Annotated in this window: 11 protein-coding genes and 1 pseudogene; 10 read left to right on the top strand and 2 right to left on the bottom strand. The window is 69.3% G+C overall.

Going from position 1 to position 12,003, the window contains the following annotated elements; all coding sequences use genetic code 11:
- Window positions 1-59 precede the first annotated feature (59 nt).
- The 5 genes from L3N39_RS17965 (at window position 60) to codA (ending at window position 5,632) form a co-directional block, all read left to right on the top strand.
- The gene (locus L3N39_RS17965; RefSeq protein ID WP_237258785.1) at window positions 60-1,454 is read left to right on the top strand and encodes an aspartate aminotransferase family protein; all 1,395 of its coding nucleotides are present in this window, start codon (window positions 60-62) and stop codon (window positions 1,452-1,454) included.
- Between the two features lie 106 nt (window positions 1,455-1,560).
- Window positions 1,561-2,958: a glutamine synthetase family protein gene (locus L3N39_RS17960; protein WP_237258784.1), complete on the top strand. Its 1,398-nt coding sequence runs from the start codon at window positions 1,561-1,563 to the stop codon at window positions 2,956-2,958.
- A 58-nt stretch (window positions 2,959-3,016) separates the two neighbouring features.
- The gene (locus L3N39_RS17955) at window positions 3,017-3,772 is read left to right on the top strand and encodes a phytanoyl-CoA dioxygenase family protein (protein ID WP_237258783.1); all 756 of its coding nucleotides are present in this window, start codon (window positions 3,017-3,019) and stop codon (window positions 3,770-3,772) included.
- A gap of 77 nt (window positions 3,773-3,849) precedes the next feature.
- Window positions 3,850-4,299: a cyanase gene (gene cynS / locus L3N39_RS17950; protein ID WP_237258782.1), complete on the top strand. Its 450-nt coding sequence runs from the start codon at window positions 3,850-3,852 to the stop codon at window positions 4,297-4,299.
- Between the two features lie 97 nt (window positions 4,300-4,396).
- Window positions 4,397-5,632: a cytosine deaminase gene (codA, locus tag L3N39_RS17945; RefSeq protein WP_237258781.1), complete on the top strand. Its 1,236-nt coding sequence runs from the start codon at window positions 4,397-4,399 to the stop codon at window positions 5,630-5,632.
- On the opposite strand, the gene L3N39_RS17940 is transcribed toward codA, so the two are convergent.
- On the bottom strand, window positions 5,626-6,306 hold the full coding sequence (locus L3N39_RS17940; RefSeq protein ID WP_237258780.1) for a c-type cytochrome: 681 nt from the start codon (window positions 6,304-6,306) through the stop codon (window positions 5,626-5,628). The genes codA and L3N39_RS17940 overlap by 7 nt on opposite strands.
- Before the next feature lie 279 nt (window positions 6,307-6,585).
- Here L3N39_RS17940 and L3N39_RS17935 point away from each other — a divergent pair, with 279 nt between their 5' ends.
- Window positions 6,586-7,092 carry an acyl-CoA thioesterase gene (locus L3N39_RS17935; RefSeq protein WP_237258779.1) on the top strand — a complete coding sequence of 169 codons (507 nt, stop codon included), beginning with the start codon at window positions 6,586-6,588 and terminating at the stop codon, window positions 7,090-7,092.
- 65 nt (window positions 7,093-7,157) lie between these two features.
- A pseudogene (locus L3N39_RS17930) lies at window positions 7,158-7,501 on the top strand (zinc ribbon domain-containing protein YjdM).
- A gap of 52 nt (window positions 7,502-7,553) precedes the next feature.
- Here L3N39_RS17930 and L3N39_RS17925 read toward each other — a convergent pair.
- Window positions 7,554-8,249, bottom strand: coding sequence for a DUF1294 domain-containing protein (locus tag L3N39_RS17925; protein ID WP_237258778.1), 696 nt, complete (start codon window positions 8,247-8,249; stop codon window positions 7,554-7,556).
- A gap of 183 nt (window positions 8,250-8,432) precedes the next feature.
- Between L3N39_RS17925 and L3N39_RS17920 the strand changes: the two genes are divergently transcribed.
- The 3 genes from L3N39_RS17920 (at window position 8,433) to L3N39_RS17910 (ending at window position 11,964) form a co-directional block, all read left to right on the top strand.
- Entirely contained in the window at window positions 8,433-8,882 is a 450-nt protein-coding gene (locus tag L3N39_RS17920) for a DUF2231 domain-containing protein (protein WP_237258777.1), read from the top strand.
- A complete protein-coding gene (locus L3N39_RS17915; RefSeq protein WP_237258776.1) occupies window positions 8,879-10,171 on the top strand; it encodes a PQQ-dependent sugar dehydrogenase in 1,293 nt (430 codons plus the stop codon). The genes L3N39_RS17920 and L3N39_RS17915 overlap by 4 nt, the downstream gene beginning before the upstream one ends.
- Window positions 10,172-10,407: 236 nt before the next feature.
- A complete protein-coding gene (locus L3N39_RS17910; RefSeq protein ID WP_237258775.1) occupies window positions 10,408-11,964 on the top strand; it encodes a GGDEF domain-containing protein in 1,557 nt (518 codons plus the stop codon).
- The last annotated feature ends 39 nt before the right edge of the window (window positions 11,965-12,003 follow it).

The raw sequence follows: 12,003 nt of genomic DNA, 5'->3' as shown, positions 1-12,003 counted from the left end.
TTGACTTTGCCGCCTCGGCGCCTCAAAGATGTGCGAAAAATTTTACGAGGCGTTCAATCATGAGCTCCAGCGGCATCGGCGAACAGGCGGTCACCCTCTTCACCCGGCGCGAGCGCGAGCGCTTCCTGGCCGCCAACCCGCGCTCGGTCGCGCTGGCCGGACGTGCCCGCCATTCGCTGTTCGCCGGCGTGCCCATGCACTGGATGAGCGACTGGTCGACGCCGGTGCCACTGTTCGTCGAGAGCGCCCAGGGCGCGCGCTTTCGCGATGTCGACGGGCACGAGTACGTGGACTTCTGCCTCGGCGATACCGGCAGCATGTTCGGCCACTCGCCAGCACCGATTGCCGCGGCCCTGGCCGAGCAGGCCGGGCGCGGGCTGACCACCATGCTGCCGGGCGAGGATGCGGTGGTCTGCGGCGAGCTCTTGGCCGAGCGCTTCGGCCTGCCCTACTGGCAGGTGGCGACCACCGCCACCGATGCCAACCGCTTCGTCATCCGCTGGGCGCGCGCCATCACCGGGCGCAAGATGCTGCTGGTGATCGACGGCTGCTACCACGGCACCGTCGACGACACCCTGGTGCGCTACCGCGAAGGCCTGACCGTGCACCGCGCCGGGCTGATCGGCCAGGCGCGCAACCTGGCCAAGACCTGCCGCGCGGTGCCGTTCAACGATCTCGCCGCGCTCGAGGCCGCGCTGGCGCCGGGCGACGTCGCCGCGCTGCTGCTGGAGCCGGCGATGACCAATATCGGCATGGTGCTGCCCGAGCCTGGCTACCTCGAGCAGGTCCGCGCGCTGACCCGTCGCCACGGTACCCTGCTGATCATCGACGAGACCCACACCATCTCCACCGGCCCTGGCGGCTGCACCCGCGCCTGGCACCTCGAGCCGGACTTCCTCACCCTCGGCAAACCCGTGGCCGGCGGCGTGCCGGCATCGGTCTACGGCTGCAGCGCGGCGATGGCGCAGGCCATGCAGATCGCCCGCCAGCATGCCAGCGAAATGAGCCACGGCCATGGCCACAGCGGCATGGGTACCACGCTCTCGGCCAACGCCCTGGCGATGCACTGCATGCGCGCCAACCTCGAACAGGTGATGACCGCCGAAGCCTACGCGCACATGCTGGCGCTTGCCGCCCGGCTGGCCGCGGGGCTGCGCGAGGTGATCGCGCGGCATGGCCTGGCCTGGTCGGTCAGCGAGCTGGGCGCACGCTGCGAATTCCAGTTCTGCCCCAGCGCGCCGAAGAACGGCGCCGAGGCCGAAGCGGCCTTCCACGACAGCCTGCAGATGGCCCTGCACCTGTACCTGATCAACCGCGGCATCCTCATCACGCCGTTCCACAACATGACGCTGTGCTGCCCGGACACCCGTCCCGAGGACGTCGACCGGCTGCTCGCCACCCTCGACGCCGGGCTCGGCGAACTGCTGGCACTGCCGGGTGCGCGGGAGGTCTGAGCATGGCGCTCTATCCTTCGGGCATCGCACCCGGGCGCGGTTGATTCCCGACCCGCCCAATGTAGGGTGCGCCGCGCGCACCACCATGCCAGACAAGGATTCCTCCATGCGCTTCGCCGACCTCGCGGAAGCCGATGCCTTCCTCGCCGCCCACCCGGACGTGCAACGCATCGAACTGTTCATCATCGACCCCTGCGGCGTGCCGCGCGGCAAGCTCCTGCACCGCGACGAGCTGCGTGCGATCTACATCGATGGCCGCCCGCTGCCGAGCAGCATCCTCGGCCTGACCATCCGCGGCGAGGATGTCGACGCCACCGGCCTGGTCTGGGACGTCGCCGACGCCGACTGCTGGGCCTTCCCGCTGCCCGGCAGCCTGCAGCTGCAGACCTGGCGCCGGCCGGCCACCGCCCAGGTGCAGGTGTCGATGCACCCGGCGCGCGGCCTGCCGGCAACGGTGGCCGACCCGCGCCACGTGCTGGCGCGCGCCATCGAGCGGCTGCAGGCCGCCGGCTACCAGCCGGTGATGGCCGCGGAGCTGGAGTTCTACCTGCTCGATGCCGAGTGCGATGCGGCAGGCCGCCCGCAGCCGGCCGCATTCGCCAACGGCGAGCGGCCGCAGGCGCCGCAGGTCTATGGCGTGCTCGAACTGGAACGCCTCGACGCCTTTCTCGACGACCTCTACCGCGCCTGCGAAGCCGGGGGCCTGCCGGTGCGCACGGCGATTTCCGAGTACGCACCGGGGCAACTGGAGATCACCCTGCAGCACCGCCACGATGCGCTGCAGGCAATGGACGAGGCGGTGCGCTACAAGCGCCTGGTACGCGGCGTCGCGCTCAGCCACGGGCTCAAGGCCTGCTTCATGGCCAAGCCCTTCGCCGAGCTGGCCGGCAGCGGCCTGCACCTGCACGCCAGCCTGGCCGACGCAGAGGGCCGCAACCTGTTCGCCTGCGAGGTCGAGGCGCTGGAGCGCGGCGATGGCGACGGCGACGGCGCGGCGACGCTGCTGCGCCAGTCGATTGCCGGGCTGCTCGACAGCCTGGCCGACGGCCTGGCGCTGTTCTGCCCGAACGCCAACTCCTACCGGCGCTTCCAGGCCAACAGCTATGCCCCGCTGGCACGCAACTGGGGCATCAACAACCGAACCGTGTCGCTGCGCGTGCCCGGTGGACCGGCGGCCAGCCGGCATATCGAGCACCGCATCTGCGGCGCCGATGCCAACCCCTACCTGGCCGCGGCGCTGGTGCTGCACGGCATGCTCCGCGGCCTCACGCTCGGCCTCGAGCCCGGCGCGCCGGTCAGCGGCAACGGTTATGCGCAGGCAGGCCAGCGGCTCGGCTGCGACTGGCGCCAGGCGCTGGGCGATCTCGAGCACTCCGCCTGGGCGCGCGAGGCGCTCGGCGGCGATTTCCACCGCGTCTACCTGGCGATCAAGCAGGCCGAATACGCGCAGTTCATGGGCGAAGTCGGTGAGCAGGACTGGCGCTGGTATCTCGGCCATGCCTGAGCGGCCAGCGCAACCGGACTAGGCTGAACGGGTAGCCAGCCACCGGGAGACCCTGCCGATGGACAGCCGGACCCGCCAACGCCTCGCCGCCCTGCACCATCAGGGTTTCGTCCTGCTGCCCGCTGTACTCGCCCCGGCGCAGGTTGCCGGGCTGCGCGCGGCGATCGACCGGCTGACGCCGGTCGGCCTGGACTACCAGGGCATGGTCGACGACCACTACAAGTGCGTGTTCAACCGCGAGCCGTTCTGGCTGGCCTTTCTTGACCTGCCCGGGGTGATCGAGCTGGCCGAGGCGGCACTGGGCAGCGACTGCCACGTCATCGGCCAGACCGCCTGGCGCAGCCGCCCGGGCTTCGTCGGCGGCGAGCTGCATGCCGACTACCTGGTCATGGAGCTGCCGGAAAGCCTGCTGGCCGACCCGGCCTTCGAGCTGCCGATGCAGGTCTGCACCGCGCACCTGTACCTGGACGACATCGACGCCGACCTCTGCCCGACCCTGGTGATCCCCGGCAGCCACCGCGCCGGGCGCAAGCCGCGCCCGGGCGAAACGCAGTGGCACGGCCGCGAGGCCGAGCCGGTGCTGTGCCGTGCCGGCGACGTGCTGTTCTTTCGCAGCGACCTCTGGCACGCCGGCAGCCGCAACCGCACGGCCAACCGCAGTCGCTACCTGCTGCAGGTGCACTACGGTCGGCGAATGGTCGCGCAGAAGTTCTCGCCCTACCTCCACTTCAGCTTCAACCCGGCGGTGCTGGCCGCCGCCACACCGCGCCAGCGGCGCCTGCTCGGCGAGCACGAGCCGGCCGAATACGACTGACTGGCACGCCCCCTGCAACCTCCTGCTGCGAGCGCCGCGCCCTGCGGCCCCGCCATCCCAGCCAGAGAGGTATTGCCATGATTACCAGCCGCGAACAGGTGACCGCGATGATCATCGCCGCCAAGGTGCGCAAGCGCCTGAAATGGACGCAGGCCGCCGAGGCCATCGGCAAGTCGAAGGAGTGGACCACCGCCGGCTGTCTGGGCCAGATGGCCTTCGACAAGCCCCAGGCCGAAGCCCTCGGCCGGCTCTTCGAACTGCCCGACGAGGCGGTCGCCTGGCTGCAGATCGTGCCCCATAAGGGGTCACTGCCCAGCGCCGTGCCCACTGACCCGCTGATCTATCGCTGGTACGAGCTGGTCAACGTCTACGGCAGCACCATCAAGGAACTGATCCACGAGGAGTTCGGCGACGGCATCATGAGCGCCATCGATTTCTCCATGGACATCCAGCGCGAGCACGACCCCCGGGGCGACCGGGTGAACGTGGTGCTCTCGGGTAAGTTCCTGCCGTACAAGAGTTACTGAGCGGCGCCCATCGGCCGAACGCCGCCGGGGATGTATGCTGCTGCCAGGTCGGCGTCGCACGCCGACGCCGTGCCCGGATCGCCTGGAGGAACGCTCGATGAACATCGTCAATGCCCGCCTGCGTGGCCGCGAAGGCCTGTACCGCATCGAACTGGCCGGCGAGCGCATCGCTGCCATCGCGCCGCAGCAGGCGCCGGCCGAGGCCGGCCCCGGCGACATCGACGCCGCCAGCAACCTGGTGGTGCCACCCTTCGTCGAGCCGCACATTCACCTCGACGCCAGCCTGACCGCCGGCGAGCCGGCCTGGAACATGAGCGGCACGCTGTTCGAGGGCATCGAGCGCTGGAGCGAGCGCAAGGCGCTGGTCACCTTTGATGACACCAAGGCGCGGGCGAAAAAGACCATCGACATGCTGGTCGAGCACGGCATCCAGCACGTGCGCACCCATGTCGACGTCACCGACCCGACGCTGTCGGCGCTCAAGTCCATGCTCGAGGTGCGCGAGGAAACCCGTCACCTGATCGACCTGCAGATCGTCGCCTTTCCGCAGGAGGGTATCGAGTCGTTCAAGGGCGGCCGCGAGCTGATGGCCGAGGCGATCGCCATGGGCGCCGACGTGGTCGGCGGCATCCCGCACTTCGAGAACACCCGCGAGCAGGGCGTCAGCTCGATCAGGTTCCTCATGGACCTGGCCGAGCGCAGCGGCTGCCTGGTGGACGTGCACTGCGACGAGACCGACGACCCGCAGTCGCGCTTTCTCGAGGTGCTCGCCGAAGAGGCGCGGGTACGCGAGATGGGCGAGCGGGTCACCGCCAGCCACACCACGGCGATGGGCTCCTACGACAACGCCTACTGCTCCAAGCTGTTCCGTCTGCTGAAGCTGAGTGGCATCAACTTCGTCTCCTGCCCGACCGAGAGCATCCACCTGCAGGGCCGCTTCGACACCTACCCCAAGCGCCGTGGCCTGACCCGCGTGGCCGAGCTGGACCGCGCCGGGCTGAACGTCTGCTTTGGCCAGGATTCGATCGTCGATCCCTGGTACCCACTGGGCAACGGCAACATCCTGCGCATCCTCGAGGCCGGGCTGCACATCTGCCACATGCTCGGCTACCAGGACCTGGCGCGCTGCCTGGACCTGGTCACTGACCACAGCGCACGCACGCTGAACCTCGGCGAGGGCTACGGGCTGGTGGTGGGGCGTCCGGCGAACCTGCTGGTGCTCTCGGCGCCGGACGACTACGAGCTGCTGCGCAGCCAGGGGCAGGCGCGGGTGTCGATCCGCGGCGGCAAGGTGCTGCTGCGGCGTACCCCGGCGCGGGTCGAGCGTTACTGAGCGACCGCGCTCATGACCCGGGCGATGCGCGCCTGCTCGTCGGCGGCGTCGAGCGACAGTCGCGACAGGTAGGCGGCCACCGCGTTGACATCCTGCTCGGACAGCTTCGCGGCGATGCCCATCATCACCGAGCCGGCGCGGCTGGGGTCGTTGGTGCGGAAGCGGTTCAACGCCTTGCGCAGGTACTCGTCGGGCTGCCCGGCCAGGCGCGGGGTGTTCTCCATGCCCTCGGCATGCTGGCCGTGGCAGCCGGTGCAGGTGTTCTGGAACAGCGTCTGGCCGCGGCTGCGCAGCCCCTCGCTGACCGGCGCGGCCACCGGGCTGACCTGCTGCTGGCTGAAATAGACGGCGATGTTGACGCGGTCGTCCTGGGTCAGGTTCTTCGCCAGCTTGGACATGACGAAGTCGATGCGCTGGCCGCCGGCGAACTTCTCGAACGCGTTGAACAGGTACAGCGGGTTCTGCCCGGCCAGGTTGGGGATGTGCGGGCGCTTGCTGTTGCCGGTCTCGCCGTGGCAGTAGGTGCAGAACACCGCACGCTCCTGGCCGGCGGCATAGGCCTGCTGGCGACTGGCTTCGTCGCCCATCACCTGGGTGAAGCGCCGGGCCAGGTCCTGGTCGGCCTGGGCCAGGGCCGAGAGACAGCCGAGCAGTGCAATGACGAGGATTCGCATGGTTCGGTCCCTGAGCTATGGTCGGTATCGGCGCGCGACTATAGGAAGCGTCGCCGCGGCGGATACCGGCGCAGGTCAACGAAATGTCCCGCCTGGGGGCCACCGCCCGCTTTCCGTGATGCAGTTCACCTTCGACCATGTCGGCGCCACTTGCCCCTGCGCGCCTCTGTCGCATTGACGGCCGCCGGATTGGATGAACGAAACATCCAGAAAAGGCGATACATGCGGTGAATATTCGACTAAAGTAGCAGCCCCTTTCACCGCAGGAGCCCCGACCCCATGCCGCTCGATGGACATGCCGAACTGACCATGACCGTACTGATGACCCCGGACAAGGCCAACTTTTCCGGGAACGTCCACGGGGGCACCCTGCTGAAGTACCTCGACGAAGTCGCCTATGCCTGCGCCAGCCGCTACGCCGGCCAGTACGTGGTCACCCTCTCGGTGGACCAGGTGATCTTCCGCCAGCCGGTGCACGTCGGCGAGCTGGTGACCTTCCTCGCCTCGGTCAACTACACCGGCACCACCTCGATGGAGATCGGCATCAAGGTCATCACCGAGGACATCCGCCGCAAGACGGTCCGCCATACCAACAGCTGCTTCTTCACCATGGTCGCCCTCGGCGAGGACGGCAAGCCGGTGTCGGTGCCGCCGCTCAACCCGGTGACTCCCGAGCAGAAGCGCCGCTTCGCCCAGGCCTACCAGCGCCGCGAGATCCGTCGCGAGCTGGAGCAGCGCTACCAGGCCCTGCGCGCCGAAGGCGAAGCGGAGCCAGCGCTGGCCTGAAGCACCCGGCAGGGGGCAAAACCCTATACAATGCGCGCCTTTTCGCAACATCGAAGGTAACGCCCGTGAGCACCCTGCCGCCCTGCCCGAACTGCAACAGCCCCTACACCTATGAGGACGGCCCGCTGCTGGTCTGCCCCGAGTGCGCCCACGAGTGGTCGCCCGGCGAGGCTGCCGCCGGCGCGCCGAAGGCGAGAAGCTGATTCGCGATTCGGTCGGCAACCCGCTGCAGGACGGCGACACCGTCACCGTGATCAAGGACCTCAAGGTCAAGGGCTCGTCGCTGGTGGTCAAGGTCGGCACCAAGGTGAAGAACATCCGCCTGGTCGATGGCGACCACGACATCGATTGCAAGATCGACGGCATCGGCGCCATGAAGCTCAAGTCCGAGTTCGTCAAGAAGGCCTGAGCACCACCCGTACCGACGGCCCGGCCCTGCGCCGGGCTGTTTCGTTTCGGCCTCAGAGCAGCTGCAGCAGCCAGTCCCAGCGCTCGCGGGTCAGCGTGCTGCCGATGAACAGCAGGTCGATCCAGAACGCCTGGTGCACCACCACGATCAGCCAGAACAGCACCTGGTAGCCGGGCTTGCGCGTCTTGTGGCGGAACAGCTGCTGCGCCAGCAGCGCCCCCGGCCAGCCGCCGAGCAGCTCGGACAGGTGCAGCGTCGACTCCGGCGTGCGCCACTGGCCGTGCATGGCGCTGCGCTTGTCGTGCCAGTAGAGCAACAGGCTCACCAGGCTGGCACCGACGTAGAGCAGCAGCGGCAACGCCGAACCGAGCTTGAGACTCCCCGCCAGCGGCAGCAGGCACAGCGCGGCGAAAACCAGGAGCTTGGCCGGCAACTGCTGCAACGGCCCACTGGCGCGGCGTCGGGCACCCTTGACACGCGCCGGCCGGGTGGTCGCCGGGGCTGCCGGGCGCTGGCGGATCTCGGGCCGGTCCAGCGTCGGCGGTCCGTCCAGGCGCATGTGCTCGGCGCGCGGACGGCCCTGGCCGTCGCGCCCCGGCACGTAGCGGACCCGATCGCCGACCTGCGGGCGGCGCTCGCCGTGCATCGCCGAGGCGTGCACGAAGACGGCCTCGCCACCGCGTTCCGGGCGGATGAAGCCAAATCCCTTGCCATCGTTCCAGCTTGCCAGCGTGCCGCGCAGCTCCATCGCCCGCCCCTCGAAAAAAAGACGCCAGATGCTACCCGAAGCCGGCGCAACGCGTCTGGAGCAGGCGCTCGGCGCAGCCACTGGCGCCAGTGGGGTGAACTAACGGCCGGGCCCGGCGATCCCTCCTAGAAGCACAGCCAGCACGCCCCGACCTGGCCGGATCGCAAACTCAAGGAGCGCCCCGTGACTGTCATCACCCACCGCACCACCGAGACCACCCACAGCGTTTCGCGCCATGTGCCCGGCCCGCTGCATGCGACCCTGCTGGGCGGGACCGTGCCGCTGTTCCTCGGCGCCCTGCTCAGCGACCTCGCCTACCTGCGCAGCTACCACGTCCAGTGGAGCAACTTCGCGGCCTGGCTGATCGCCGGCGGGCTGCTGTTCGGCGGCCTGGCCATGCTCTTTGCGCTGGTCAACCTGGCGCGCGCGCGCATAAAGACCGGGCGTCCGCTGGTCTATCTCCTGCTGCTGGCGGCGACCTGGCTGCTCGGCTTCATCGCCGCCCTGGAGCACGCCAAGGACGCCTGGGCGACCATGCCCCAGGGCCTGCTGCTGTCGGCGCTGGTGACGCTGCTGGCCGGCGCGGCAAGCTGGGTCGGCCTGTCCGGCCTGCGCGCGGGAGGTGAAGCATGAACCGCGCCGCCGCCCTTCCCGCCCTGATCGTCGCCTCACTGCTGGCTGCCTGCGACGGCGAGCCGGAGGCCGAGCGCCTGTACGGCGCCAAGCCCGTGCTGCCCGAGCCCGAGCGCGGCCTGCTGCCGAGCATGGAAATCGCCGCGCCCTCGCCCTGGGGCGACGCCGTGCCGACGGTGCCGGAGGGCTACCGCGTCCGTGCCATTGCACGCGAACTGAAGATTCCACGGCAGACCCTGGTGCTGCCCAACGGCGACATCCTGGTCGCCGAGGGACGCGGCAGCAGCGCACCGGCCCTCAAGCCAAAGGACGTCATCGCCGGCTACATCAAGGCCAAGGGCGTCACCGCGGTCGAGGGCGGCGATCGCCTGACCCTGCTGCGCGACGCCGACGGGGATGGCGAGTACGAGACCCGCAGCCTGTTCGCCGAAGACCTCAACGCCCCCTACGGCCTGGCCTTGCATGAAGACCGGCTGTACGTCGCCAACCAGGACGCCCTGCTGCGCTTCGACTACCAGGAGGGCCAGACCCAGGCCAGCGGCCCGCCGACCAAGGTCACCGACCTGCCGGCGGAGATCAACCACCACTGGACCAAGGCCCTGGCGGTCAGCCCCGATGGCCGCCACCTGTACGTCGGCATCGGCTCGAACAGCAACATCACCGAACGCGGCATGGCGGCCGAAGTCGACCGCGCCATGGTCTGGCAGGTCGATGCCGAGACCGGTGCCCACAAGCCCTACGCCACCGGCCTGCGCAACCCGACGGCACTGGCGATCCAGCCCGACTCCGGACAACTGTGGGCGGTGGTCAACGAGCGCGACGAACTGGGCGAGAACCTGGTACCCGACTACCTCACCGCGGTGCAGGAAGGCGGCTTCTATGGCTGGCCGTACAGCTACTGGGGCCAGAACGTCGACGACCGGGTCAGGCCGCAGAAGCCCGAGCTGGTCGACACGGCCCTCACCCCGGACTACGCCCTCGGCGCCCACGTCGCCGCACTCGGCCTCGACTTCGCCGAAGGCGCACTGGGCGAGGCCTATGCCGACGGCGTGTTCATCGGCGAGCACGGCAGCTGGAACCGCAAGGATCCGGCCGGCTACAAGGTGGTCTTCGTGCCGTTCGAGGACGGCCGACCGACGGGGCAGCCGCTGGATTTCGTCACCGGCTTTCGCAGCGCGGACGGCAAGACCCGCGGCCGCCCGGTGGGCGTGACGGTCGACCCGCGCGGCGCGCTGATCGTCGCCGACGACCTGGCCAACATCGTCTGGCGGATCACCCCGGCGCGCTGATAAGCGCTTGCCGGCCAGGGCCGGCAACTTTCTGTCGCCGATTTATTGCCGCCGCGATGGCAGCCTTAATAGCCTTTTGCTAGCTTTCTCCTCAGCCTCTCGATCCGCACCAGACGTCGGGCTCACAGTCGCGCACGGAAGCGCGACTCGGCGCACGCTGCGCCGACCACACTTACAATCAGAGCTCGGCAGGGCCGGCATGCGAACTGTCCGCAGTGCGCCGGGAGATGTAGTAGATGAAACTGACCAGCCGCCGGGGTAACTTCACCGGCTTCATCGCGTTGTCGCTGCTGTTGACCGGGTTTTCCGCGCAGTTGCTGGTGCGCTCGGAAATCCACCGCTGGCAGGCGCGCTTCGACCAGCAGGTGCAGACGCTCTCGGCGGCGGTCGGCAACCGGCTGGACACCAACGAGGCGATCCTGGCCGGCTTCTCGGCCTTTCTCCAGGCGGTCGAGCAGAGCGACGAGGACGCCGCGACCCGCTACGCCGCCGCGGTCGTGGCGGCCTATCCGCAGGTCTACATGCTCGAGGTGGCGCGCAGCGTCCCGCACCGCGAGGAATCGGTGCTCATGCAGCACCTGCGCCACAACTGGCGCCCCGACTTCGTGCTCAAGGACTTCACCCAGCTGACCGGCCAGCCGGCAGAACCGCGGCTGGCGGCGAAGGAAACCTGGCCCCTGCTGTTCATGTACCCGCTGCTGCCGGAGGCGAGCGATATCTATGGCGTGCGCCTGGAGACCGTCGGGCACCTGTCGCGCACCTTGCCGCTGGCCGTCGGCAGCAACGAACCGGTGGCCACGCCGGTGTTCGACCTCTACGAAGGCGGCCGGGCCTACATCCTGATGCAGGCGGTCAACCGCCCGCCGCGGGCGATGCCCGAAGCCGGCCCCAACCTGTTCGGCAGCAACATGCTGGCGCTGCTGCTGATGCGCACCGATGCGCTGTTCGACGCCGTACGCCCCCTCGAGCAGGACCCGCATCTGAGCATCGTCGCGCTGCAGCGCGGCGGCAGCCACGTCGGCGAGCAGCTGTTCGCCCGCGAGCCGGAGCCGGCGCGCCCGCTCGATCGCCTGCTGCCGCGGCTGCGCACTCGCGTCGACCTGGCCAGCCAGTCGCAACCCACCACCCTGCTGTTCGAGCGCCAGTTGCGCCTGGGCGACGTGCTGACCGGCGACACCTTGATCATCCTGGCAATCCTCGCTGGCATCCTGGTGCTGCTGCCGACCACGCTGGTGCGCCACCTGCGCGCCGTCGAGCGCTCCGAGCGCGAGCACGAGGAGTCGGCCTACCTGGCGACCCACGACCCGCTCACCGGGCTGCCCAACCGCCATCTGCTGGCCGATCGCTTCGCCGAGGCGCTGTCGTACTGGCAGCGCGAACACACGCCGTTCGCCCTGATGGTGGTCGACCTCGACCACTTCAAGGCGATCAACGACCGCTTCGGCCATGAGGTCGGCGACCAGGTGCTGGCCCGCATCGCCGAGCGCATGCTCGACTCGACCCGCGCCTACGACACCGTGGCCCGCTACGGCGGCGACGAGTTCATCGTGCTGATGCGCGACCTGGCTGCCCCGCAGGACGCCGAAGCCGCGGCGCGCAAGATCCTCGAGGCGATCGGCCGGCCGATCCCGACTGCCGCCGGCGTGCAGACGATTTCCTGCAGTATCGGCGTGGCGTTGTGCCCGATCCACGGCGAGAGCTTCGACACCCTGCTCAACGCCGCCGACCAGGCGATGTACCGCATCAAGCAGCAGGGCCGCGACAACGTCGCCTTCGGCGTGCGCTGGCACTGAGACGCCGCCCACTGGCTGCCACGCGCGCCAGGCGCTATG

This window comes from Pseudomonas oligotrophica, assembly GCF_021726475.1.
GTDB lineage: Bacteria > Pseudomonadota > Gammaproteobacteria > Pseudomonadales > Pseudomonadaceae > Stutzerimonas > Stutzerimonas oligotrophica.
Note: the sequence above shows the minus strand (reverse complement) of the source record. Positions and strands in the feature narration are given on the sequence as shown.

What these genes read in the sequence shown, in the direction of transcription:
- L3N39_RS17965 (WP_237258785.1), top strand. Translation starts at nt 60, where the DNA reads ATGAGCTCCAGCGGCATCGGCGAACAGGCGGTCACCCTCTTCACCCGG.
- L3N39_RS17960 (WP_237258784.1), top strand. Translation starts at nt 1,561, where the DNA reads ATGCGCTTCGCCGACCTCGCGGAAGCCGATGCCTTCCTCGCCGCCCAC.
- L3N39_RS17955 (WP_237258783.1), top strand. Translation starts at nt 3,017, where the DNA reads ATGGACAGCCGGACCCGCCAACGCCTCGCCGCCCTGCACCATCAGGGT.
- cynS (WP_237258782.1), top strand. Translation starts at nt 3,850, where the DNA reads ATGATTACCAGCCGCGAACAGGTGACCGCGATGATCATCGCCGCCAAG.
- codA (WP_237258781.1), top strand. Translation starts at nt 4,397, where the DNA reads ATGAACATCGTCAATGCCCGCCTGCGTGGCCGCGAAGGCCTGTACCGC.
- L3N39_RS17940 (WP_237258780.1), bottom strand. Translation starts at nt 6,306, where the DNA reads ATGCGAATCCTCGTCATTGCACTGCTCGGCTGTCTCTCGGCCCTGGCC.
- L3N39_RS17935 (WP_237258779.1), top strand. Translation starts at nt 6,586, where the DNA reads ATGCCGCTCGATGGACATGCCGAACTGACCATGACCGTACTGATGACC.
- L3N39_RS17925 (WP_237258778.1), bottom strand. Translation starts at nt 8,249, where the DNA reads ATGGAGCTGCGCGGCACGCTGGCAAGCTGGAACGATGGCAAGGGATTT.
- L3N39_RS17915 (WP_237258776.1), top strand. Translation starts at nt 8,879, where the DNA reads ATGAACCGCGCCGCCGCCCTTCCCGCCCTGATCGTCGCCTCACTGCTG.
- L3N39_RS17910 (WP_237258775.1), top strand. Translation starts at nt 10,408, where the DNA reads ATGAAACTGACCAGCCGCCGGGGTAACTTCACCGGCTTCATCGCGTTG.